The 24657-nt window shown below is 46.1% G+C and carries 26 protein-coding genes; 19 read left to right on the top strand and 7 right to left on the bottom strand.

The genetic code is table 11. The features are described from left to right. The first annotated feature begins 110 nt into the window (after positions 1-110). The 5 genes from WG68_RS11185 (at position 111) to WG68_RS11160 (ending at position 4853) form a co-directional block, all read left to right on the top strand. A complete protein-coding gene (locus WG68_RS11185; RefSeq protein ID WP_083981872.1) occupies positions 111-1586 on the top strand; it encodes an alpha/beta fold hydrolase in 1476 nt (491 codons plus the stop codon). Positions 1587-1808: 222 nt separating this feature from the next. Beyond that, entirely contained in the window at positions 1809-2711 is a 903-nt protein-coding gene (locus tag WG68_RS11180; protein ID WP_046557775.1) for a tetratricopeptide repeat protein, read from the top strand. 289 nt (positions 2712-3000) lie between these two features. Then, on the top strand, positions 3001-3903 hold the full coding sequence (locus WG68_RS11170) for a tetratricopeptide repeat protein (RefSeq protein ID WP_083981867.1): 903 nt from the start codon (positions 3001-3003) through the stop codon (positions 3901-3903). A 201-nt stretch (positions 3904-4104) separates the two neighbouring features. Next, the gene (locus WG68_RS11165; RefSeq protein ID WP_046557772.1) at positions 4105-4548 is read left to right on the top strand and encodes a nuclear transport factor 2 family protein; all 444 of its coding nucleotides are present in this window, start codon (positions 4105-4107) and stop codon (positions 4546-4548) included. Continuing rightward, positions 4548-4853 (top strand): YciI-like protein, encoded by a 306-nt coding sequence (locus tag WG68_RS11160; RefSeq protein WP_235357722.1) that lies wholly within the window; start codon positions 4548-4550, stop codon positions 4851-4853. Before WG68_RS11165 ends, WG68_RS11160 begins: the two co-directional genes overlap by 1 nt. Before the next feature lie 146 nt (positions 4854-4999). Here the strand turns inward: WG68_RS11160 and WG68_RS11155 are convergent, their stop codons facing one another. Next, on the bottom strand, positions 5000-6049 hold the full coding sequence (locus tag WG68_RS11155; RefSeq protein WP_046557771.1) for a hypothetical protein: 1050 nt from the start codon (positions 6047-6049) through the stop codon (positions 5000-5002). A 453-nt stretch (positions 6050-6502) separates the two neighbouring features. Between WG68_RS11155 and WG68_RS11150 the strand changes: the two genes are divergently transcribed. The 6 genes from WG68_RS11150 to WG68_RS11130 all read left to right on the top strand — a co-directional run bounded on the left by WG68_RS11150 (position 6503) and on the right by WG68_RS11130 (position 11098). Further along, entirely contained in the window at positions 6503-6847 is a 345-nt protein-coding gene (locus tag WG68_RS11150; protein ID WP_046557770.1) for a hypothetical protein, read from the top strand. Between the two features lie 96 nt (positions 6848-6943). Further along, complete coding sequence (locus tag WG68_RS11145; protein WP_152663080.1) at positions 6944-7693, top strand: hypothetical protein; 750 nt, start codon at positions 6944-6946, stop codon at positions 7691-7693. A 236-nt stretch (positions 7694-7929) separates the two neighbouring features. Then, the gene (locus WG68_RS19110) at positions 7930-8667 is read left to right on the top strand and encodes a hypothetical protein (protein WP_052749059.1); all 738 of its coding nucleotides are present in this window, start codon (positions 7930-7932) and stop codon (positions 8665-8667) included. Between the two features lie 61 nt (positions 8668-8728). Beyond that, a complete protein-coding gene (locus WG68_RS11140) occupies positions 8729-9535 on the top strand; it encodes a hypothetical protein (RefSeq protein WP_046557768.1) in 807 nt (268 codons plus the stop codon). A gap of 133 nt (positions 9536-9668) precedes the next feature. After that, on the top strand, positions 9669-10646 hold the full coding sequence (locus WG68_RS11135; protein WP_046557767.1) for a hypothetical protein: 978 nt from the start codon (positions 9669-9671) through the stop codon (positions 10644-10646). Positions 10647-10723: 77 nt separating this feature from the next. After that, the gene (locus tag WG68_RS11130) at positions 10724-11098 is read left to right on the top strand and encodes a VOC family protein (protein WP_046557766.1); all 375 of its coding nucleotides are present in this window, start codon (positions 10724-10726) and stop codon (positions 11096-11098) included. Positions 11099-11285: 187 nt separating this feature from the next. Here the strand turns inward: WG68_RS11130 and exaC are convergent, their stop codons facing one another. After that, positions 11286-12806 carry an acetaldehyde dehydrogenase ExaC gene (gene exaC / locus WG68_RS11125; RefSeq protein ID WP_046557765.1) on the bottom strand — a complete coding sequence of 507 codons (1521 nt, stop codon included), beginning with the start codon at positions 12804-12806 and terminating at the stop codon, positions 11286-11288. Positions 12807-12968: 162 nt separating this feature from the next. On the opposite strand from exaC, the gene WG68_RS11120 reads away from it, so the two are divergent. The 4 genes from WG68_RS11120 to WG68_RS11105 all read left to right on the top strand — a co-directional run bounded on the left by WG68_RS11120 (position 12969) and on the right by WG68_RS11105 (position 15893). Then, complete coding sequence (locus WG68_RS11120) at positions 12969-13871, top strand: AraC family transcriptional regulator (protein ID WP_046557859.1); 903 nt, start codon at positions 12969-12971, stop codon at positions 13869-13871. A gap of 122 nt (positions 13872-13993) precedes the next feature. Then, entirely contained in the window at positions 13994-14665 is a 672-nt protein-coding gene (lepB, locus tag WG68_RS11115) for a signal peptidase I (RefSeq protein WP_046557764.1), read from the top strand. Between the two features lie 277 nt (positions 14666-14942). Next, positions 14943-15428 (top strand): PRC-barrel domain-containing protein, encoded by a 486-nt coding sequence (locus WG68_RS11110; protein ID WP_046557763.1) that lies wholly within the window; start codon positions 14943-14945, stop codon positions 15426-15428. Positions 15429-15680: 252 nt separating this feature from the next. Then, complete coding sequence (locus tag WG68_RS11105; RefSeq protein WP_046557762.1) at positions 15681-15893, top strand: DUF3185 family protein; 213 nt, start codon at positions 15681-15683, stop codon at positions 15891-15893. A 138-nt stretch (positions 15894-16031) separates the two neighbouring features. Here WG68_RS11105 and WG68_RS11100 read toward each other — a convergent pair whose 3' ends face one another. Continuing rightward, complete coding sequence (locus WG68_RS11100; RefSeq protein ID WP_046557761.1) at positions 16032-16580, bottom strand: DJ-1/PfpI family protein; 549 nt, start codon at positions 16578-16580, stop codon at positions 16032-16034. A 369-nt stretch (positions 16581-16949) separates the two neighbouring features. On the opposite strand from WG68_RS11100, the gene WG68_RS11095 reads away from it, so the two are divergent. Both WG68_RS11095 and WG68_RS19655 read left to right on the top strand, forming a co-directional pair. Then, positions 16950-17342: a PRC-barrel domain-containing protein gene (locus WG68_RS11095; RefSeq protein WP_083981866.1), complete on the top strand. Its 393-nt coding sequence runs from the start codon at positions 16950-16952 to the stop codon at positions 17340-17342. A 93-nt stretch (positions 17343-17435) separates the two neighbouring features. Beyond that, positions 17436-17582 (top strand): hypothetical protein, encoded by a 147-nt coding sequence (locus tag WG68_RS19655; RefSeq protein WP_161796364.1) that lies wholly within the window; start codon positions 17436-17438, stop codon positions 17580-17582. A gap of 67 nt (positions 17583-17649) precedes the next feature. Here WG68_RS19655 and WG68_RS11090 read toward each other — a convergent pair whose 3' ends face one another. Beyond that, positions 17650-19302, bottom strand: a complete 1653-nt coding sequence (locus WG68_RS11090) for a response regulator (protein WP_046557857.1) — start codon at positions 19300-19302, stop codon at positions 17650-17652. Positions 19303-19505: 203 nt separating this feature from the next. Here WG68_RS11090 and WG68_RS11085 point away from each other — a divergent pair, with 203 nt between their 5' ends. After that, complete coding sequence (locus WG68_RS11085) at positions 19506-19817, top strand: DUF6482 family protein (RefSeq protein WP_046557760.1); 312 nt, start codon at positions 19506-19508, stop codon at positions 19815-19817. A gap of 4 nt (positions 19818-19821) precedes the next feature. Here the strand turns inward: WG68_RS11085 and WG68_RS11080 are convergent, their stop codons facing one another. The 3 genes from WG68_RS11080 to wecA are packed head-to-tail and all read right to left on the bottom strand — an operon-like array spanning position 19822 to position 23421. After that, entirely contained in the window at positions 19822-20994 is a 1173-nt protein-coding gene (locus WG68_RS11080; protein WP_046557759.1) for a polysaccharide pyruvyl transferase family protein, read from the bottom strand. Positions 20995-21005: 11 nt separating this feature from the next. Beyond that, the gene (locus tag WG68_RS11075; protein ID WP_046557758.1) at positions 21006-22319 is read right to left on the bottom strand and encodes a flippase; all 1314 of its coding nucleotides are present in this window, start codon (positions 22317-22319) and stop codon (positions 21006-21008) included. A gap of 37 nt (positions 22320-22356) precedes the next feature. After that, positions 22357-23421: a UDP-N-acetylglucosamine--undecaprenyl-phosphate N-acetylglucosaminephosphotransferase gene (wecA, locus tag WG68_RS11070; protein WP_046557757.1), complete on the bottom strand. Its 1065-nt coding sequence runs from the start codon at positions 23419-23421 to the stop codon at positions 22357-22359. 156 nt (positions 23422-23577) lie between these two features. Between wecA and WG68_RS11065 the strand changes: the two genes are divergently transcribed. Next, positions 23578-24654, top strand: a complete 1077-nt coding sequence (locus WG68_RS11065; RefSeq protein WP_200897577.1) for a glycosyltransferase family 4 protein — start codon at positions 23578-23580, stop codon at positions 24652-24654. Positions 24655-24657: the final 3 nt, after the last annotated feature.

Here is a 24657-nt window from a genome sequence, read left to right as displayed (position 1 = left end):
TACCGCTAACCGGTTTTGCCCGGCAATGGTATACCGGCGGGCGAATAGGGCTGGCCTGCTCGATATTATTTTTGCTGTACTGTCAGCAAGTTAATCATGGAGAGCATGTTATGTTATTGATAAAAAAATTAATAGCGGTACCTTTTTACCTGCTAAAACTGTGTTGCCTGTTACTGCTGACTTTATTGGTTGCCGGGCCGGTGTTGGCGGCTGACAACGAAACCGCAATGACCTTTACTGCAGACAATGGTAAAAGTACCGACGCTTATGCCGGTTCCTATCAGGTACCGGAAAACCGAAACAACCCCGACAGTCGCCAACTGACCATTCACTATGTGCGTTTTCCTGCGCTGCATAATAAACCGGCTGCGCCAATAGTGTATTTGGCCGGTGGCCCTGGGGGCTCTGGTATTACTACCGCTAAAGGACGACGTTTTGAGCTGTTTATGGCACTGCGTCAGCATGCCGATGTGATAGCACTGGATCAACGCGGTACCGGTTTATCGGAGCAGGTAGCTCCCTGTCAGTCCAGTCAGATTATGGATAGCGCCGCCTCATGGAATGAGCAAACTTTGACCGCGCTGCATCAGCAGGCACTGGCAGAATGCAGCGCATTCTGGCAAGCAGCTGGCGCTGATATCCATGGTTATACTACTGTGCAGAATGCGTTGGATATTAATGATCTGCGCACGCACTTAAAGGCAGAAAAAATCAGTTTATGGGGTATATCTTACGGTAGCCATTTGGCACTGGCCAGTATTAAGCTATTTGGTTCGCAACTAGATAAAGTTGTTCTGGCCAGTGCCGAAGGCCTGGACCAAACCGTAAAGCTGCCACAGCATACCGATGCCTATTTTGCCTCCTTGCAGCGGGTAATTGATCAACAACCCCCGCTTAAGGCACGTTACCCTGATATTGTCACAACGATGAAAAGTGTACTGCAAAAACTCGAGCAGGCACCGCTGCTGGTAAAACTGACTGCGGACGATGGTCAGCAAACCGATTTCTTATTTCAGAAACTGCATTTGCAGCTGTTATCGTCGATGCTGATAGCCGATCCCAGCCGCTCTGTTGCCTTATTGCTGGAGCTTTACCGCAGCCTGGATCACGGCGAAACCGAGATGCTACAGTTTGCGTTAAAGCGGGGCTTTTTTTCCAACCAACCGATAACAATGCGCATTATGCCAACGGCGATGGATCTTGCCTCGGGCATATCTGATGGCCGCTTGCAGCTGTTTACCCAGCAAAGTGCCAGCTCGTTACTGGGGGGGGTATTAAACTTTCCCATGCCGCACCTGCACGGCCAAATGCCACAGCTTGATTTGGGGCCAAGCTTTCGCCAGCCACTTAGTTCTGACGTACCCACTTTATTGCTAAGTGGTACCCTGGATGGCAGAACATATCTGGCAGAGCAAGTGGAGGCAGTAGCCGGCTTAACGAGGCTTAGTCAGGTAGTGGTGGAAAACGCCGGCCATAACCTGTTAATGGCATCGCCAGAGGTGGCAACTGCAATACTGCAGTTTCTGACAGAAAGCCAAACTGACATTAGCCATATTGCGCTGCCATTACCAAATTTTGGCATTTAACTGAGGTGGGGTATGCAGCCCGCCATGATTAAAAAGACGCTGCGGTGTCTTTTTAATCATCAGGTTTTGTTATTTACTTTGCTATGTAAATAGGGCTTGCGTATCACTTGCATTGGCTTTTGGTTTGCTGCAAGAAACAAATGTTAATATTTTGATGTTGACAGTGTGCATTCTGGGAACTAGTCTGTTTAAAATAAAATCATATTCACATCGGGACTAGTGATGATAAAAAATAGCAGACTACTATTAGCGACAGCCCTGTTTGTCACACTAATGCAGTTTCCGGTCAATGCGCAGTCAAATGCTCCTGATTCAGTCGACATGGCTTGCAGTGATGGCCAATGCAATAGTGAAATTATAACCCTGCACCGCATGGCGCGTTTTGGTAGTTTTGAAGCCATGACGTTGCTCGGTATGGTCTATGCCACGGGCGATGGCCGTGAAGCTGATCCTGAAAAGGCGCTGAGTTATTTAGAACGTGCTGCAAGCCATCGGCATCCCATGGCCGTCTTTTTGCTTTCAGAGTGGTATCGGCAAGGATTTGTTGTCGCTCAGGATCTGCAACAAGCGGAGACCTTGTTGGCTGATGCCGTGAAATTAAAACACCCACCTGCACAATACAAAAAGGCGTTACTACTATTACAGCAAGTTGATGAGAGCAACATTGCCGAGGGCATGGCGTTGTTGGAACTCGCAAGTGACAAACGCTTAGTTGAAGCTATGTTCCTACTGGCAAGGTTAAAACAGCAAGGTACCTACACTAATACCGATCTGGAAGGGGCAGCCCAACTGTTTAAAAACCTGGTGTTGTCTGGCCATGAAGAGTCGCGGCCTTTTTTACGGGAAAGCATCGCAATGCTGACCCCTAAACCTGAAGCAGCAGAGCTGGTGGCAGATTTACAACAATCATATGATATAGAAGTTATTCAGGTGATAGGCCGTGATTTTAAACCTGATACAGTACTGACCGATGTGGTCACGCAACTGCGACGTACCGGTCTTTACACTAGGGGCAGTTTAAGCAGGATCAGAACGGTTCAATGTGATGGTCGCTTTGGTTGTTATTCGACTACTCCGCAAAGAGGTGACAGAGACCTTAATCAAACGCTTAGTGGTCAACCTTAACGAAGTTAACTTAATTTGCTGCTAAAAAACGCCAGCTAACAGTGCTGGCGTTTTTATTACTGCTTACTACACCAGCATTACTTACCCCAACCTTTGCCATCGCCGACGATAAAGCCTGGCTGATGCAATCAGTAAAATGCATTTTCAGGTTAGGCTTGTTAACTTATATCAGGCAAGGCGATATGTACTTTAAAGGAACTAATGTAAACATATTGAATATTGACAGTATACAATTTGAACGCTAGTCTGTTTAAAAAACAACAACAACACTTAATATTGAGGATTAAAAATGAAATCTTTCAGTAAAGTACTACTTGCTACAAGCTTACTCATTGTTTCACCTCTATTCCCTGTGAGCGCTCAGCCGGATACCCCTGATGCAGTCAATTTGGCTTGTATTGATGGCCAATGTGATCGCGACATTAGAAGCCTGCAGAAAATGGCTCGTTATAACAATTTTGAAGCAATGACCTTGCTTAGTATGATTTATGCCACCGGGGACGGGCTGGATGCCGACCCCAAAAAGGCATTGAGTTACCTGGAACGAGCTGCCAAGCATCGTTCCCCAATGGCGGTATTTCTGTTATCTGAGTGGTATCGTGAAGGGTTTGTTGTTGCTCAGGATCCACAGCAATCTGATAAGCTGTTGTCAGAGGCAGTTAAACTAAACCATCCACCAGCGCAATACAGAAAAGCCCTGCAGCTGCTGCAGCAGGCCGATACGACTGACGTTGCCAGCGCCATTACGCTATTGGAGCAGGCAAGTGAGAAACGATTAGTGGATGCTATGTTTTTGCTTGCCAGATTAAAACAGAATGGTGCATTTGTTGCGCAAGATATTGAGGGTGCCGCTCAGCTGTTTAAAAATTTGGTGTTGTCAGGTCATGATCAATCAAGGCCTTACTTGCGGAATACTATCGAGATGCTGGCAGCTGAGCCAAACAAATCAGCACTCGTAGCAAATCTGCAACAATCTTATGATGTCGAAGTTATCCGGATTATTGACCGGGATTTTAATGCTACCTCGTTGTTGAGTAATGCTGTTAGTCAGATGAATCGGACTGGGCTCTATTCTCGCGGCAGTATGACCAAGTTTCCCGAGATTTCTTGTGATGTCACCAATACCTGCCTGTCATTCAGGCCACAGCCTGGTGAAAAAAGCGTCAGGCAAGCCTTAATCAGCCAAAAATGAATCAGAAATAGATCTTGTTGTGTAAAGCGCCAGCTATCAGAGCTGGCGTTTTCTATGGCACAGGGTGTAGTCGTGACTCAAAGCCCGTATCCCTGGTTACCTTAATGACAAATTATGTGATAGCTTAACTTTCCACAATAAGAGCTATGCCCAACACCCCTGCTGCTTCAAGGATGATGGGTATATAACAGGGAACCCACCATGAGAAATAGCTTATTGCTTGTTACGCTAGTACTGATACCCGCATTACTGACCTCAACCTCTGTCATCGCCGATGATAAAGCTGAACTTACTGCCTTACTGGCCGAGTTTTTAGACGGTGCCACCCGCAACGACCCGGCTATTCATAATAAATACTGGGCTGACGAGCTTATTTACACCAGCTCCGCTGGCACCCGTTTTGATAAAGCGTTTTTAATGCAATCAGTAACCAGCCGCGGCGAACTGAAACCCGATGACATAGGCATGCGCTACAGCAGTGAAGATGTGCAAATTCTGCAATACGGCGACACCGCTGTTATTGCTTTTACCCTGGTAGGAAAATCAGCTACCGAAACCCTGCGCTTTTTAAACAGCGGCACTTTTATCCGTAAAAATGGCCATTGGCAGGCAGTAAACTGGCAGGCGACCAAAAAAGCAGAGTAATGCTGATGCACTATTTACTGATATACGAAACCGCACCCGATTATCTGCTGCGCCGCGCTGAATTTCGCTCGGCTCATCTGGTATTGGCCTGGCAGGCTGCTGAACGTGGCGAGTTGTTACTCGGTGGCGCCACAGGTGAACCGGCAGACAGCGCACTGCTGCTGTTTTGTTGCGACAGTGCCGACATTCCAGCAGCGTTTGCCAAGGCAGACCCATACGTAGTAAACGGCCTGGTAAAAAGCTGGCAGGTGAAACCCTGGCATACGGTGGTAGGTGAGGGCGCCGCCAACCCGGTAAAAATATAGGTAGCAAAATAATGCCAGGGGTAAAACAACAATTAGTGCGCTGCTAAAGCAATCTGCGGCTTGCCCTGTGGCAGAAATACATTGGCGTTACGGCTGCTTTGTGCCAATAGCGGTCTCTGGATATAGCCGTTTCTCCCTCTGATGAGTTATTCTTTAGATATTGAAAAACAGCTTTCAGTTTCTTGGTCAAAGAATTCTCTAGCCCAATGAAACCCTGATAAATAATCACAAAACCAAAGAAATTGTTTTACAGACTCCAATAGTTCATATATCAGCATATCTTTTGGGCCTTCAGCACCTAAATGAGAGGTTTCATTTCTTTTCTCAATTTGTTTATCAATTAATTTAAAGTGTTTTGTTTTTTTAAAAGCTTCTATTTCACTCTTATATTCATCAAATAACTCCGGCAAGTATCTGGCAACTATTTTCACAACCGGAGGACTCGGTATAGACTTGATTAGCCATTCACTGCTCGGAGAGCGTGAGCTAATAAGGTCTTTTAATCTCACTTCAACAGAAGCAATTGCCATGATTAAAGAAGCCCTTACACTAATATTTGATACTTCTTTTGCTTCCCTTAATAGCTCATGCCCAGTCGGCTCTCCGTCTTCAGCTACAGATAACTCTAGAGTATCTTCGGCTGTCGCCAAATCAATCGGAATTACGTTGTCCCCAGCGTATCGAATATGAGTTTCAAGGGGGCTAATTATCCTCCAGTTAGATTTGCCATCGCCTGAGCATAGAGAGTTAATCTTTGACCAAGGTTTCAATTTTGAGTCTATGTTAAACCTCCACCTTAATGTGGAAATGAAGGTTTTGAGTCTATTGGAAGCTTGGTATACCTCATCCTTTAAGAATTGTTCAAGTTGCTTAGGGTACATTGATAAAGGAAGCTCTGGGCCGTCGTGGTTAGTTAAATCACATACTGAAATTGCTCTAGAATTACTGTTTGATTTTGGTTTTTTACCAGAACAATATGCATCAACTAGTTTCTTTAATTGTTCAGAGACCAACACCTCTTTGATATAGGTAAGTTTAAAGCTTCCCCTACACCCATCACTATAATTGTCACGCACATCAAAGAACTCTATTTCGACATCTCCAAATGGAAAAGATACCGATCGCTTATGGTTTCCTCCAGTCGAACGGGCGCTCAATTTAATATCTTCAACGACCGCTGTTGTCTTCAAATACATATCAGTACCTTCCATTTTTTGGGTGAGGTGTCATCGCACTAACCCAAAAGGGATGCATTAGAATTTACATTCTTAGATTCCCAAGATCATTCGAAGAAAGCAAATAAAATCACACGCTAATGTCGGCAATTCGCTCCTTGCTGCCGGTTAACTGACAAGCCGTTGAGTGCCAAAAGCGGACATGCATACACCTTTAGCCAAATTACAAGCGCCCTGATTTTATCAATCCAGTTCATGTCTGGATGCCCTTGGCGCATGTTAGACGTGATAGTCTTTATTTGCAGCTTACTCAAATATTAGCTGTACCTATAAATTGTTGTAAATTTTAAAGATACGGTATAGTGTTTTGTACATTAAATTTACAAAGACAGATTTATCCGGATGAGTTTGTGCGCAAATTCGTATAACCGAGTGTCTACGTTTTATGGATAAGAACAAACATCGGAGTTGTAAATGGTATATTTTCTCGGAATCCTCATGGGGTATTTTATAGGAACAAACTCTCTCGTTGAAAAACAAGCCAAACGATTTGTGGGGTGCCATTATTCCAATAAAACTGTGGGGTTAATGTCAGAACTAGGTGTATTTGGTGGTTGGTTGTGCATTCTTCCAGCGGCATACTTTGTAAGTTCAGATTACGGAAATGGCTTTTTAGAGGGTTTATACTTTATTTTGGCTGTTTTTGGTGGGGCTTTTGTTTCAGGTCTACTACAAATCCCGGGTGTTAATTACCTTTTTAGTGCCCTAACTATATTTATTAACATTGGCTTAGTAATTGCTATATATTCAGTCACTTAATGCTGGCAAGGTAAGTCAGCCTCGTACCTTATCTTTAGTGCTGATCTCGCTATCTCTCGCCACTACTTCCAGTGTTAGCATAAAAAGAGGTTCAAAATGAGAACAATGATTTTCCTTATGTTATTTTCACTAACAAGCTCATCTTTTGGCTCAGATAGATATCAAATGTACAAATGTACAGTCAGTGAGCTTTCAGGAATAAGCGAGTATGAATCTGAAAATTTTGGCGTATCAAATGGTTCGGTAGATGGAGATATCTATATTATCAAAATTCATGATAATGAGCTGGGTTTCACCAATACCAGCAATGACGCCTCCATGACCATGAGTTACGATAAAACATCAGACACCTACATCGAATCTTGGTATACCCTCAGTCTCAACAAAAAAACTATGGAATTCGTCTTTAGTGTAGACAAACCTAATTATTCGGTAGATTACAGAGGATCATGTCAATTTAGTGTGCCACTACATGAGGAGTGCCTAAGTAAATATACGAAGACAGATGTATGCGAATACGCCAGAAACTTAGCAAACGAAATGGCTCCAAGTCTGCCAATGCAACTAAATCAGAATATGTCGTTGGAATCCATAATAGCTATTAAAAACGTTATCCAATTAGTGGCTCAGTTGCATTTCGATAGGACGTATATTGAAAATTTATACGCTTCACGTGGTTTGAAGCTATCCGACTTCGAAGCAGCAATGAGAAAATCTGTAGACAATATGTGTTCTAGAGGAAATCCTGTCGGCGCTTTTATCGGATTAGGTGGTGAATTGAGATATGTGTATAGATTCATTGATGGTGAGCAATTCTTAACAGTGAGCAAGGAGACGTGTGAATGAAGCACCACAAAACCTTTTTGCAACACTCCAGTTGGTCGCGGAAACTCAGTATTCGGCTGAGCTCCGTGCATTAATGACTGCTAATCGCTCGTAGCTGCCAGTAAACCTATGCCGCCTAGCGGCTAAGTGCCAAAAGCGGACTGAATGAGTCTAGTGTTTTAGGGGAAGTCCAATATTAAAACAAAAAAACTATAAAAAATTGTACATACAGGGAATACTTCAGAATGGAACAATCTATGATTCAGCTCCTGCAAAGCCTAAATGCTGGAAGTAATTCAATATGTCAAATGTGTCGGATTGAAAATCCAGATATTGCAAATGCAGTTGGGCCTTGGTTTAGCTGTAAGCTAGCTAATCGAGGAAATTGCATCGCTTTTGTTGGTAAAATTGCACGTGGTGATGACATGGGGGTTTTAGTATCAGATAAGCTGATTGATGTTGAATCTTCTGGAATTAATCTTATTAAGGAAAAAAATTGGGCGTATTGGGCATATACCAGAGCTATCATGGAGAAGGTTTATGGCTCATTAGATATTGCTTTGCTGCACACCAGTTTTACCAATTTGATCAAGTGCAATAACTCGACGACACAAGATACATCAACGTCTTCGCAGGTAAACCGGTGTGTTAAAGAGAACCAGTTTACATTTAAGGAGCTAGAGGTCGTCAGTCCAAAGGTCGTAGTGTTTTATACAGGCAGAGCATATGATGAATACATTAGAGGCATGCAACCTAAGGCCGCTGTACAATATGTGGATGAGTCAGACGTAGATGTGAGCATTCCAATTGGGCAAAAGCAACTTTCATGGTGGTCGCGGAAATATTACGCTGCTGACGGAAGTTTACTGACTTGCTTTTTGAGGGTAGGTCATCCAGAAAGAATGAATAAAGAAGACTATGTTACAGAAGTTGCCAATTGGGTAACTGACTCACTCAATTCGTTTGAGCCAAATAAAGTGATAAATTGGATTTGATAATGGTTGCAACTTCTCGATTGAAAAGCGAAAAAATAATTGTTAAGTGGGTATCACAAGAATGAATGATGGTAGGTGTTTAAAGAAAATATTCACTGTTGGAAATTCTTGTAGCTCAGTTGTTGAGTGTTTTTCAATTGATTGGAAGTTTGGTTGGATTGAGCACATCCGTTTGTCAGATACTCCAAACGATTTCTTTACACTCGAAAATCAAAGTGATTTTTTTAGCATTTTTGTAATTGATGCAGAGATCCGATCTTTAAACTTATTTAAATCAGTTATAGAGAAGTTTGGAAAAAATGTAGCTTCTGAAGTTGTCGTTCTATGTGAGATGTCGCTGACATATGAACAGCAGGAAATCATCAACGAAGTTAACGAAAATACCACTTCATCCGTAATCATAGCCGCTAATAGAGAGTCATTGGATTCCATTATTGAATGCTACGCTCATCTTCTTTGCGGTGAATCATATTGCTGCGTAGACTTCGATGACATGCACGAATGGCTTCATGCAGGAACCACCTTTATGTCTGCCGGTAGCTATATAGACGCAATTGTTAAAAACGAATTGCCTTATATGTTGTATTTGCAGCTTACTGAGCTTAAAGAGCGATCTGAAAAATCAGATCTTGAAGTTGCTGCTATTAATGTGGTTTTTTTAGGTGAATATATTTCTCAAGACTTATTTTCGGCATCATTGGCCATGATATCGGGCAGTTTTTCTCGTGACTTAAACCTTTCTGTTCACAGCAATATTCATGACTCACACCAAAATGGGAAGGTTGGTTTCAGAATATTTGCATCTTTGAAAAAGAAAACACCGCTCTCGTTCGACCATAATGAAATACCACCTTTTCTTTTAGCGTAATGACAGCTGCTCGCTCTTAGTTGCCGTTAGTGACTTTCAGCTTGCTGCTAAGTGCCAACAGCTTACATAGAAAATTAATTATAAATCCGTTAGCTGAAAGGCTACAGCTTACAATTAGCTAAAAGGTGTGAAAATGAGATGCAAGTATACATTTGAGGTTGATGGCACGGTTAAACCTGAAAGGATCATGGCTTTTGAATTAGATGATTATCGTTTTGAGTTTGAGGTGGCAGACGGTTTTATCACAAAGATTTTCTTATCTTTCCCTATTGATATTAGCGAGTTGCCGACTATTGAGAAAGCAGCTTCTGAATTGATTACACCTCAAATAAATCTCAGTTATCCCAAATTTAATGAAGTGATTGAAATTGTCAGTGGGATAGAGGGATCTTGGAGTTTATGGGGAGCCGAAAGAATTGACATTGACGAACCTCTAATATCATTTGAAGCAGAATCAAAAGATGAACAGACGCTTATAACAATTAACAATATAAAAGTATCCATTGCCGATTATGATCATTCAAACTTACCAAGAATCCCTCCGGAACTGTTAATTAAACCAATAATAGCTTCTGTTAAGGAGAAAAGTCATGATGTACGGCTCTCGTTTTACAGACGAGGTATTTTAGATCTCAAAAGCAGAGAATACATAGAGGCGTTTTATGATTTTTATCTGATGCTAGAATCAACATTTAGTGAGGGGAAAACCAAAAACTCACAAATAGAACAGAAACTAATTGAATCAACTATATTGCGAGATTGTGTACTGCAAACAGTATTGTCTTCAGGATATGCTAATACATTGCCTCATGAGATAAAGCCTCTATATTTGAATAAATACGACTCATTGAAATATGAAGAATTTATTAAGAAATTAGTAAGAATTAGAGGTTTCCTTCATCATCATAATATGAAAAGGTCGGATAATTGGAGTCCTACTAAACAAGGAACTTACCGTTTAGAAGCTACTATGCTGTCTGAAATCTGCTGTAGAGTTGGGATGCATATATTCTTTGAAACTAATGAGAGAACAAAAGCAGACGGTGCTTACTTAGAACTGATAAAACGCTTTCTTTCTGATGATGCTGCTTCAATATCTCTGTGTAAGTAGCGTCCGCTTGTCGCTCATAGCAGACTTTCAGTTAAACAAGCTACACTTAGGCTTATTGGTTTTAATGGAGCCGGCTTATGCCTGAGATACACGGCCATATTGGCCAGATTGCACTTACTGTCAGCGATGTTGATAGTGCATTGCGGTTTTACCGCGATGTGCTGGGTTTGCCCTTTTTGTTTCAGCCATCGCCTGAACTGGCTTTTTTGCAAGCGGGTACTATCCGCCTGGTGCTGAGTACGCCCCAGGGGGCGGGCGCTGTTGGCGCCAACTCGGTGTTGTATTTCAATGTGAGTGATATTAATGCGACCTATCAGGAGTTAATTGCCAAAGGGGCTGTGGCCGAGCGGGCGCCGCATCTGGTGACCAAAATGCCGGATCATGATCTGTGGCTTGGCTTTATCCGCGATTTTGATGGCAATCTGCTTGGTTTGATGGAAGAGCAGCGCTGATAGCGGAGGGTAAAGCATGCGCCAGGTAACAAAAAGTAATTTCAGTATTAGCAGGGCTCTGGCAATACTGGCCCGGGACACTGCAAAAAATTAAAGAGATTATGCGAGCAGGCCTAAGGTCAGCATACTTAAAATGAGCGCTACGCTAACCGTAGCGCTTTATCGGCGTTAAAGCTGATTTAACGGCTTAAAAGAAGCCTAAGGGATCTTCACTGTAGCTAACCAGTAAGTTCTTTGTTTGCTGATAATGATTTAACGCCAGCTTGTGGGTTTCGCGGCCAATGCCGGATTTTTTATAGCCGCCAAAGGCGGCGTGTGCCGGGTACATGTGGTAACAGTTGGTCCATACCCGGCCTGCTTCAATTTTACGGCCAAAGTGATATGCCCGGTTCATATTGCGGGTCCAGACACCGGCGCCTAAACCAAATTCTGAACTGTTAGCAAGTTGCAGCGCTTCGGCTTCATCCTTAAAGGTCGACATGGAGATAACCGGGCCAAAAATTTCCTCCTGAAATACCCGCATATCATTGGTCCCTTTCAGGATAGTCGGTTGAATGTAGTAACCCCCGTTTAGCTCATCGCTTAACTGCTCAATGCCACCACCGGTAAGCACCGTTGCGCCTTCTTTTTTACCAATTTCTATGTAGCTTAAGATTTTTTCAAACTGGGCTTGCGAGGCCTGGGCGCCCACCATGGTTTCGCTATCCAGTGGGTTACCGCGTTTTATTTGTAAGGTACGCGCCAGAATTCGCTCAATAAATTGCTCGTAGATATCTTCCTGAATAAACAGCCGTGACGGACAGGTGCATACTTCACCCTGATTAAAGTAGGCTAGCACCGCGCCCTCAATGGCTTTACTTAAAAAGGCATCATCTTTGTCCATTACATCGTTGAAAAAGATATTCGGTGACTTGCCGCCGAGTTCTACGGTAGAGGGAATAATGTTTTCCGCAGCACATTTAAGAATATGAGATCCTACCGGCGTTGAGCCGGTAAAAGCAATTTTGGCAATACGGGTACTGGTGGCGAGCGCTTCACCGGCTTCTCTGCCAAAGCCATTGACCACGTTTAGTACGCCTGCTGGCAGTAAATCACCAATCAGTTCCATCAGCACTAAGATAGAAACCGGTGTTTGTTCGGCCGGCTTTAATACCACGCAATTGCCTGCTGCCAGGGCGGGGGCCAGTTTCCAGGCTGCCATTAGAATCGGGAAATTCCACGGTATGATCTGGCCAACCACCCCTAACGGCTCGTGAAAATGGTAAGCCACTGTGCTTTCATCTATTTCACCAATACTGCCTTCCTGGGCGCGAATGCAGCCGGCAAAATAGCGAAAATGATCGGCCGCCAACGGAATATCAGCAGCCAGGGTTTCGCGAATTGCCTTGCCGTTATCCCAGGATTCTGCCACCGCCAGCATCTCTAAGTTTTGCTCAATGCGATCGGCGATTTTCAGCAAAATATTGCTGCGTGCCGTGACTGACGTCGTGCCCCAGGCTGCTTTTGCCTGATGCGCTTTATCTATAGCTAACTCGATGTCTTCTTTGCCGGAACGCGGAATTTGACAAAATACCTTACCGTTAACCGGGCTAATATTGTCGAAGTATTTACCTTTAACCGGCGCAAGCCATTCCCCCCCAATATAATTGCCATACTGGGCTTTAAAGTGAATGAGGGCGCCTGCTGTACCTGGATTTGCATAAATCATGATGTATCCTCTGTCCAAATTGTTGACTAAATCTGGCGGTACGTTATTGTTTGTTTAGCCGCCGTCACACCACCTTAGCTGAGCCGGTGAATGCAGGCTTGCTTTGCAGTCCAGACTATTTGACTATTTGTCCAGATTTACGGTGTGGTAATGAGAGGTATTATGAATACATCGGTACTCGCAAGAAAACGGCAACGCCTCGATGTACTTATTGAAAACAAAGTGAGCTTTGCCGGAGAAAACGCAGAGCTGAGTATCTACGATACCTATCAGGATGCGCAAAAAGTGGCTTTGCAATCTACTGAGTTACTCTTTTGCGGTATGATCAGCGGCAAAAAGATTATGCATGTTGCCGATAGCCAGTACCACAGTGCTTTTATGCCTCATCAATCCTTTGTGCTGGCGCCGGGGCAACAGGTACTGATCGACTTTCCTGATGCCTCACTCAATAAACCCACCACTTGCTTAGCGATAGAGATTAGTACCGATAAAATCCGCAAAGTTGTTGATGCACTAAATTTTCAGCAGGAAATCAGCCATGCAGATTTTTTTCAGTACGTACCAAAGTTAGTGCATAGCCAGCATAATCCGCAAACCCAGCAATTGTTGCAGCGGATGATCACATTGTTCAGTGAAAACGAGCAGCACCGGGATTACCTGATCGACTTGTCATTAAATGAACTGATTACCCGTTTATTGCAGCAACAAAGCCGTGACCTTATGCTGGCCAGTTGTCAGCAGCAAACCAGGTTAACACCGCTTGGAAACGTATTACTTTATATTGAACAGCACCTGAGCGAGGCCATTGACATAACGACGTTGTGCAAAATTGCCTGCATGAGCCGCAGCAAGTTTTATCAGCAGTTTAAACTGGCGTTTGGGGTGACACCCGCAGTGTGGCAGCAACAACTACGCTTACAAAAGGCCTACGGTTTATTGCAGACGGGTGAGCGTATCAGCCAGGTGTGTTATCAATTAGGTTTTAATGACCCTAGTCACTTTAGCCGGGTGTTTAAGCATGCCTTTGGCTCCGCTCCAAAAAATGTTTGCAAACAGCGCCATTAGAATCTGAAAATCTTCTAGCCGCAGCTGTGAACCTGCTGGCGGGATAAGGGTCTTACTGAGCGGCTGAGCTCGTAAAAGCCGGTAAACGTGAATAACCTGAAAAGTAACAGACAAGGGACGTTATGAATAAACTAAAACAGCTGTGGCGCGCTAACCGCGGCCTTATTGTTTTTATCTGCTTAATGTTTGTATTCAGAAGTGCAGTGGCCGACTGGAACGATGTACCGACCGGGTCAATGCAGCCGACCATTGAAATTGGTGACCGCATTCTGGTGAATAAAATGGCATACGACCTGCGCTTGCCGTTTAGCACGGTATCGATGCTGAAGCGGGCTGATCCTAAGCGCGGTGATATTGTGATTTTTGCCTCTGAAGCTGCGGGCAGCAGGCTGGTAAAGCGGGTTATCGGCGTGCCGGGCGATGTGGTGGCAATGCAGCAAAATGTATTGAGTATTAACGGTCAGCAGCTGGCGTATGAGGCCGAGGACATGGCGAAAGCACGGGTGGATGCCGCAGCAGAGCATGCTGTGCTGCTAACCGAACAACTGGAGGGTATTCGTCATGCGGTAAAGCTGGCACCGGCCTCCGGTGGCCTGGCCAGCTTTGCGCCGGTGCGGGTGCCAGAGGGCCATTACCTGGTGTTGGGTGATAACCGCGATAACAGTGCCGACTCGCGGGTGATTGGTTTTGTACCGCGGCATGAAATTGTCGGCCGTGCCGGTAAGGTGCTGTTTTCCCTTGATTATGACAATTATTACCTGCCAAGATCAGAGCGATTTCTAGCCGCATTATAGTCTGTTAAAAGCCGCTTTGCGGCTTTGGCTTCTTCCACCTTGTAGCAGCTGCCGTTGCTGTATCACACCGCCATCCAACGCAGCCGGCCGTTTTCGGTAAGTGCGCCAGCGCACCGACGACAGGCGCCTGTTGGCCTAATCTAATGGCTCATCCTGAATAGCAGAACATATGGCGATTCAGACTCTTCCTCGTAATATTGCCGGGAAGTAAGCTGTGATGAAAAGGTTATATCGGACATGTTGCCCGACAGCCACAGTCGAATCGACGGAGATTCATATGAAAAAGCTCAATTCAATTATTTTTTATACCCTGATTACCCCAGCCATCAGCCTGGCGACAGGTTCTGTTCTGGCTGAGCAATCAACCACCAAAAATGATCAGAGTACCCCACGGACCAGTCAGGCAGAGCTGCAAAAGCAGACGGATCGGAAAAACATGCCTGGCCAGGCTCAAGTGCAAAAGCGAGGCTACATTGACACCGTTCCTGCTAATGGTATTCAAGCCAGCAACCTGATTGGAGCTGATGTTCGTACCAGTAATAATGAAGATATCGGCTCGGTGCAGGATTTGATTATTGATGGCAATGGTCAGGTAGTGGCTATAGTGGTTAGTGTGGGTGGTTTCCTGGGCATGGGCGAGAAAGACGTTGCTATTAGCTGGAGCAATGTTACCCGTTCTGGCAGTGCTGATGACCAGCAGTTGCGGATCAATGCCACCCGCGAAGACTTAACCTCGGCAACGACTTTTGCTAAGCGAGACTAAGTTTCTGTTATAAAAAAATTATATAAAAACGGCATAGGCATTAGTCTCTGCCGTTTTCTATTACATTAAAAAAAGATATTACCAGCATCGGCTGTGTGTACGACAACGCACACTGCTGCCAGCCGAGTGCAGTAAGTCATATTTGCCAGCATCAAATAAAACGTTGCTTATGTTAGCTGGCGCACAGAATGAGAGTGTCAATTCCGGGTATCGTCAACAGTTTCCCCCACCCATCAGAAAGAGATTGAAATAATGAACAATAGAATTGTCGCGATAGTGTTACTGGTAGTTGGTTTGTTACTGCTTTTCTTTGCGTACCAGTCATCGCAAAGTATGGGCGATCAGCTAAAAGAAGCCGTTACCGGCAGCTTCACCGACTCTACTACCTGGTTTATGATCCTTGGTGCCGCTGCTGCGGTGGCGGGTGTGGGCATGCTGGTGCTTGGTAAATCTGCCCGTCGTTAAGCGAGCAGTGACGTTATACAGGAAGTCACTATGCCCCTGTCCATCCAGCAAAGCGCCAGTGTTGTGCAGGTGCCTGAGGGGCATTACCTGGTGCAGGGTGATCACCGCGATAACAGTGCCTACTGCGGGCGACAAAAATTAAGTTTGTAGTGGATGGTTGCCAGCTAAGTAGCGCTGCGCAGCAATGGCTTTAATAAACGTTAAAGCAACTCCAGCAACATCAGAACTGTTAGCGAGTAAGACACCGTCGTCTTGATTAGAGGCTTTAATAGCGGCTCTATCCAATAGCTGCCTGCCTGAGCCTAAAGCCAGAATGGTTTTGCCATTGCGATACAGATTTTTGATAAATTCGCTGGTATCCAGGCTGGTTGCCAGCGCATGTACAGCTTTATTGCCGTCGGGCAATATCAGGGCATCGAACAGTACTGACGGTGTATGCTCCAACGACTGATTAACCGCTATATTTTCGCCGTTAGTACCAACAAAAATGCCAATTCTGGTGCCGACTAAATGGACTATCGCTCCGGCATCTGTTAATGCACCATAAAGGGCTGCCAGTGAGGCATGCTCGACACCATTTTCGATTAATATGGCAATCTGCCGCTGGCGGATGCTTAGAGCAGTCAGTGCTATCAGTACGGGCATAATCGCATCTGGTTCAGGCAGCGTAGCACTTGTTTTTGGCATGCATTAAATCGCCTCAGGTTATTGCCTTTGAAGAAAAGTAAAAGTCCTTCTCAAACAAAATATTGTCCAATAGGAACGCCATCAGCGTCTTAACCCATTTTGTCGCCGCAGCATCGGCTTGTCTGTGCGCTAGCGAACACTAAAGACAAATGAGAGCCGTTAGCCGGCTTCGGGGATTGGCATATCGGGTCAGGGTTAAAATTGCTGTTTGGGTTACACCATGCGCCCGAACAAAAATCACGTTGCTTACGTTGGCTAGCGTACAGATCATCCGGTATATGCAAGCTAATCTGATGCTTCACCCTGCAGCACTACCTATTGATAGTTGCAGCAGAAGCGAAATGGAACACTTAACAGGAAGGAATCAATATGAACAATGTGATAACCCACCTTAACAGCGGGGCGAGCGCTGCAGGTAACATTTCGCCACACGCCCTGTTACTGAGCGCGGACAGTATTACCGGTGATGAAGTTTGCAATATGCAGGACGAAAAACTTGGCAAGATCCAGGACATCATGCTTGATACCACTGAGGGCAAGATCCGTTACGCTGTGTTGTCTGCAGGCGGGTTTCTGGGCATGGGCGATCGCCTGTTTGCAGTGCCGTGGCAGGCTTTAAAATTGGATGCGGCAAACAAGCGTTTTATGCTGGATGTCGATGCCGAGCGAATTAAGAATGCCCCTGGCTTTGACAAAGATAGCTGGCCGAATATGGCTGATGCAAGCTGGAACTCGACGGTAGAGTCTTACTACGCCCGTTAATGCTACCCCGGGTAACGTGACGAAGTAAAATCGGTACTACCGCTCACTATGATGAGCAAAATAAGTATGTTAACAACTATCAGGAGGCCTATCATGGCTAATCAAAAAGATCAAAGCGGCCGTCCGGCCATGGATGAAGAAAAGCGTCAAAGTGGTAATAAAGATCAAAAAAATCAACAAAAACCTGACCAGCAGAAACCAGGCAGCGGCCCTGGCAAAAGTCAGAAACCCGGCCAGTAATCAGTTCGTCACTGGTTACTGACTAACCCGGCTTAAACGCCGGGTTTTCTTTGTTGAGTTTTCGCTGTTAGCTATTAGCCTTAGGCCGGCGAGTGCGAACCACCAACTCAGGATATTGCTCGCATAGTAATTTAACGTAATGCTGAAACTTCAACAGATTTGGCTTTTCCAGTTCGCTGGCCTGCAGTAACTTAATAGCGTGTTTGCAATAGCGCAACGATGGCGTGGCCAGGGTGCTGCATTTTGTGGCGGTTTGCAGGATATTCAGCGCCAGAATGCTATTTGTTGGCATATGGTCAAAGGTTTCACAAAACAGGCTGAATGCCTGGTTAAAAAAGCCATCTTCGTAAGCCTCTGCCGCCTCAGCACTAATTTGTTTAATGGTTGCTTTAAGTGCTTCATGGCGAACCTTTTCCATCTTCAGCATGATTTTCTGGGTTTCGGTCAGATAATCATCATTAATTAAATAGCCAGCCAGCTTATCAATGTAAAACTGGCTGCTGTGAATATCGCCCAGTTCAAAATAGGCTTTGGCGGCGTCCATGCAGCTATCGATGGTCATTTTTTCTGCTTTGTCGGCCACGCCATTATCCAGCAGCGGCTGGCGTGCTTCGATAAGCTGGCCTTTGGCCGCCAGAATACGACTGCGCAGCACATTAACGGCTTTTTGCCAGCTGCCGTCGGCAAAGCGTTTGCTAACGATATCGACCAGCTGACTGGCATTCTGCAGAACAACTGTGCGTTCCAGCGGGTTTTTGCTATAAGCAACGTCCACTAAACTGCGGGCATGGTTCAGGTAGTTTTCGGCCGAGTCATCCACCGAGTAGCGGGCTGCGGCTACTAACTTGGCGTTAATTCGCGCAGCGGCTTCCTTATCACCAATAATAACGTTCAGGTTACACAGTGTGCGCTGGCGTTTAATATTTTTAGGTGACAGCAGTACGGCCTGATACAGCGTTTGCTGAGCACTGTCGTAGCGGCCATGTTTTACCATCAGGTGCGATAGCCAGTCGAGTGCTTCCACTTTGGTGATGTCAAACTGGGTTAAATCGGCCAGTTGCAGCTCGGTATCGTCCCAGCGCTCCAGATAAAAAGCTGCAATAGCCGCCCCCAGCCTGGCCCAGGGCAGGGGTTTATGCGCTAGTACGCTTTTATAAAAGTGTTCAGCTTGCTGGTACTGGCCGGTTTTCAGCAATAACTCGCCTTTTAACCGCTGTGCCTGTGCAGAAAACTCTGGTTTGTTGATTACCACACTGTCACATTCCCTTATGGCATCGGCGTCGTTGTTGGCAAATAAATTTAAATACACTTTTCGAAGGGCGATTTTTTGTTTAACGGCGCGGATCAGCCGTTCGTTTAATATCGGATAAGTGAAAGGTTTTAAAATGTAGTCGTCGGGCTGTAACTCGATAACCCCATGCACCAGTTGTCGTTGGCTCTCGGCGCTGATCATAACGAAGCAACACAGTGGTGGCATTAAAACTTGCTGTTTTAAGGTTTCAAACAGTTGATAACCGTCTTTACCGTCACCTAAATTAAAATCACACAGAATAAAGTCAAATGGAATGTTATGACATCGGCTAAGGGCATCGTTTGCATCCCGGCTTAAATGTATTGCTTCAAAACCCATGGTTTGCAGCATGGCTTTTACTGAAGCGCGCATTGCTGCGCTGCTTTCGATTACAAGAACTTGTTTACAGCGAAAAAAACTGGCATCCATGGCAGTACTCAAAAAAACGACGCCCTTGGGCATAGCGCAAACGATGTCGCTGATAGTAGCGTCATTTTAAGCCGCAGGTAAAGTAATGAATAGCTTGATCGCGATGGCTAAAAACAGCAGTGGCAAAACAATCTATAATTTATCTTGTTACGTAGGTATCAGGGTTAACCCGTCATAAATATAAATTCACACGGAGAACTGGCATGAATTACCATCGCGTTGCTCATTTAAACCGGCAAGATGTCCGAATTGATGAAATTACTATTCACTCCTTTGAAATGGGGGTGTATCTGGTAGAAGCGCTGTTTGATAGCCGCAAAGGCTTTATTGTCGATGATAAAGACCGACCACAGCAGTTTCATAGTGTAGAAGAGGTAAAGCAGGCCCTGACAGAATGCATGGTGCGCCAGGCATTTCTGGTGCACCAATCGGCTTATGATGAGATGTGTGGCGGGCCAGAGAAAGTGGATAACACCCTTCGTCTGGCCGTGCATTTCAGCAACAAAGGTGAGTAAGCTTTTAGCCAACCCTAGCCGGCAATAAGTGCTGCTGTAACAACTGCCACATATGCTGATTAGCCTGTTTTAGTTGCCCGGCGCGTTCAGCTAACTGCGGTAAAATATCGGTTTTGTTGGCCAGTAATAAGTCGATAGCCAGGCACAGACTGTCAGGGCTCAGGTCTTCGACACAGAAGTCGGCCATCGCAAAATCGCTCATCATGGCGTGGTATTTATGGCTCCAGCTGGTCGCGATGCAGGGAACCCCCTGGCTTAAAGCGTTAACCGCGCCATGAAAACGTGAGCTTATCACCAATTCGGCGCCGCCAATAAAGGCTTTTACCGCTAATGGGTTGTCAATTTGCACTAAACCACAAGGTGACAACTTGGCAATTTCAGCACAAAGCTCTGCGTCTTCCCGCCCTTCATGATTTACCAACACCACCTGATAGCCTAACACTGTCAGCTTGTCTGCGGCCGCAGCAAAGGCGCCAACATAACTTGCCCGCATGGCTTCAGCGTCGGCATGATTATACTTTGACACTACTTTGGAGTTAGGGATGAGGGCGACATAGGGTTTGGGGATAGCCGGCACTTCTTCATTGCTAACCGGTGACAGGCCAACGGTGAAATCGGGGGTTAGCACAACGCTTGCAGGCAAGGGATTAACGCAGCTTTGTAAATGTGACAAGGATACCGGGTCTCGCACAAAAATCAGCCGGGCATGTTGAATAATAGTGCGCATGGCCGCTTTGCTTTGTTCGCTGGCAAAAGGGCCAAACGCTTGCGGCATAAAAATAAAGGGCTTACCGGCTTCGCTGAAGCGTTTTACTTCTTTGGCGGTATTTTGTAAAAACTGCAGCGGCCACTGGTCGCCGTAAGCAAAGCCACTGGCTTCCAGCACAATATCAACATCGCGCTCGGTAACCATACCGTAGCGCTTAAACAGCCGTTGCAATGCGGCAGGCAGTTTGGCAATCAATCCGGTTAAATCGAGGCCTTTACGGCGGAACGCCAGTTTTTGCCAGGCGCCAAGCCTCGCTCGTTCGGGATAGGGCAGGTTGGGGCCGGGTGATAACACCAGCTGATAATCTGGCAGGCTTTTTAAGCCATCCAGGCAGGCCAGTAACATCAGATATGCGCCTTTATTTCGAAACTGAACACCTTTAATTTCAACCATTAGTGGCTTGTTCATATAAAACCCTTTTAGTGTTGGCCAGTGCGGCGCACAGTAATAAGCTGCCATAGTTGTGCACGGGTGCTGGCGAAGAAAAATAAGAAGAAAAATGAGGCAAAAGCATAAGATATCAAAGTAGCCCAGGCAGCGCCGACAATGCCCATGCTGGGAATAAGCCACAGGTTGAGGCCAATATTCAGCAGGGCGCCAATACCATGGCTAACCAGCGACAGCGGTTCTTGTTCGGTGATGACCAGATGTTGGCTAATCAGGTAGCGTACAAAAATAAAGCAGCCGGCCCAGATATGAATGCGCAGTACCGCTACGGCGGCACTGAAGTCCTCTCCAAACAACAAGCTGATGAGTCCGGGCGCCGCCAGGGTCATCAATAATGCGATGCTAAACGCTGCGCCGAAAAACAACAGGGCAAAGCGGCGTAACTTTAAATAATACGGCGCGACACCTTGCTGATAAGCGTTTAACATATCCGGGTAATATCGGGTGGCCAGGGTCGCCGGAAACACATACCACAGTTCTGACAGCCGGCTGGCAGCGGCATAAATACCGGCTTGCTCGGTACCTGCCATGCTGCCTATCATCACAATATCGATTTTCAGATAAACTACCGCCACTATAGCGGATAACCATAACCAACTGGCGCGCTTCAGCAGCGGTATAACCTGAGCGGTACTAAACCAGCGCGGGTGATAAGCCGGCCAGCGCTGTTCGCCCGGTCTGAACGGCTGCTGTTTATAGCGATACAACAAATACTGCGCCAGGCCCACCAGCATAAACTCGATACCGGTCATTAGCAGTAAGCTGGCAATGCCAAAGCCGCTGTACAGTAGCAGCAGTTTGGCCGCAAAACTGAGCAGGGTAATGGCGGTCTTGCAATAGGCAGGGCTGCGAAAAGTACCCTGGTAATTTAAGTAAAATTCAAACAGTAACAGGCCAAAAAAACTCTGCAATAAAAACAATACCGGAATGGCAATGCCGGTATTGCCGCTAAGCATGTCGGGATACAGCAAATAAAATCCCAGCAGCATCAGGCTGCCGCCAAATAAGCCCAGTGCCAGCCTTACGCTTACGGCACTGTATAATAAAATCATGGCTTGCTGGCCATTATCCTGTTGCACCATACGCCGGATCACGTTGTTGTTCAGGCCCATACTGGTTAGCGGCACCAGCAAGGCGCTCCAGGCCATCACAATAGAATAGATGCCCAGCTGACTGGCTCCCAGCACCCTGGCAACAAAAATGGTCAGTACTGCTGCACAGATCAGTTTAACCAGCCGGTCACCCAACATGGCAGTTGCCCGGGCAACTAAGATTTTTTTTAGCATATACCGCTCAATAAAAAGTAGGCAACGAAAACCATGTTCAGCGCCGGTTACCCAGATTGTGGCGCAGCGCAGAGATGATTCGCCAGATGTTTTGCATTAAACCGATGTAAAGCGCAAATACCAGCAAAAACAGCACTAACATAGCCACTTCCGGCACCAGTAAATACTCACCAATAATACCTATGCAGGCAAACACCCAGGCCAGTGCGGTGATCAGAATAAGGGATTCGCGCGCATTCAGGCCCAGGCGCAACGAGATATGATGTAAATGCTCACGATCTGCCAGAAACGGCGACTGGCCTTTTAACATGCGGCGCAGCATGATGGCGACCATATCCATTAAGGGAATCGCAATTAACCACAGCGCTGTTATTGGCCGGAAACTGGCTGTTTCGCTCTGGGTGGCGATCAGCAGCAGCCAGATCACCGATAAACCGATGAGCATGCTGCCGGCGTCTCCCATAAAGATTTTTTTATGCTTAACCCAACCCAGGTTAAATGCCAGATAAGGCAATAACGCGGCAATAAACACCAGTGGTAATAACGCCTGGTTGGCCTGGCCCCAAAGCGTCATAAAAATAGCAATACTGCCAAAGCTAACCACGCTAAGTAAGCCAGCCAGGCCATCTATGCCGTCTGTCATATTAAACGCGTTGATCGCAGCAATAACGGCGAGCAAGGTTAAAGGCACACCGAACATACCCAACTTAACTTCGCCCAGACCAAATAAATTGCCTAAGCTACTGATATGTAAATCCAGGCTGTAAATCATCGCCAGCCCAACCAACAACTGGATGGCCAGACGCAGTTTCACACTTAAATCCAGCGCGTCATCAAAGGCACCAAGGATAACTATTACCGCAGCACACGCCAGATAGTAACCCAGGGTAATGTCAACCGGCACCTGTGAGGCCAGCACCAACAATAAACTGATATAAATCGCCAGGCCACCGATCAAGGGGATAGCGCCGCTATGTTGCTTACGCCCCCGGGGGATATCCAGCAGGCTTAATTTGGGCGCTATTGGCCGCAACAACAACACCGCCAGCAGACTGGCGGCTATCGTTAGCAATACACTAAAACTGGCTTCAGATATTGTCATCGTTTTTCAGTATTCCGCTTTATTCAGCCTGACGTCAGCTGCTATCGGTTTATAATCCGCTTAAGTACATACTTAACTGGTTAGTTTAAGCTAATTAGTTATAAAATAAGTGTTTTTACAGGCCGTTGCGCCTATTGTAGTCAGGAATGCCTCCTTATGGACAGCAAAACCTTGGATAGCGAACCGAACGTACTTATTATCACCAACATGGGGCCTAAACCAGCTGCGCCGTTTCAGGGGCAGTTTGTGCGCCAGCAGGTTGAGGCGTTGGCCACGCTTCAGCCTGGTTATCATTTTATGCGTTGGCATACTGACTCAAGGCTGAACCGGTTACTGAAATATCCGGTGTTTGTTGTCGATTTTATCTGGCGCTATCTGTTGAGCCGGCATAAATACACTATTGTACATGTTCACTTTTTTTATCCGACTATCTGGCTGGCGCTATTGTACCGGGCGCTGCGTAACCCGGCAGCAAAAATTATAGTGACCTGCCATGGCAGCGATATCTACAAGTATCAGCCCGCTGGGTTTTGGTATCGCTGGTGTGCCAGTCAGGTACAGCATTGGATTTTCACCAGTGCGGCGCTCAAAGCACGTTTTAGTTTACCTTGTCAGCACAGCACAATACTGTCAGCCGGCATTGCCGACAGTTTCGCGGCGCAGCCGCAGCGGGGTTTGGCCGATAAACCGGTAGATTTACTTTATGTCGGCAGTCTGGATCACAACAAAGGCATTGACCGGTTAATCGCGTTGCTACCAGCACTAACGGATAAGCAAGTGGTGATAGCCGGTACGGGGCCCTGGCTTAGCCGGTTACAGCAGGCCGCGGCGCCATACCCTAATGTCAGGTTGGCAGGAGCACAAACGGTAAGCGAACTGGCCAGCTGGTATCAGCAAGCGCGCTGCTTTATCAGCTTGTCACGCCATGAATCTTTTGGTCTGGTAATGGCCGAAGCTATGGCCTGTTATACCCCGGTGGTTGCTACCCACACTGATGGCAGTGCAGCCCAGCTGCGACACGCTGAAAATGGCTATCTGGTGGCCCAAAATACAGCAGAAACACCGCTAAATGAGCAACAGCTTATTGCTGACTTGCAGCTCGCACTGCAAACATTGTGGCAGCTGCCGCCGGCGCGTTATCAGCAAATGCAGCAGGCTGCCAGGGCCTGGGCTGAACAATGTTTAGTTAGCGATGTTGCCGCAAAGCTTAGTCGTCTTTATCAGGAAGTGTAATTT

Origin of the sequence: Arsukibacterium ikkense, from assembly GCF_000987775.1 — a bacterium.
Taxonomy (GTDB): domain Bacteria; phylum Pseudomonadota; class Gammaproteobacteria; order Enterobacterales; family Alteromonadaceae; genus Alishewanella; species Alishewanella ikkense.
Note: the sequence above shows the minus strand (reverse complement) of the source record. Positions and strands in the feature narration are given on the sequence as shown.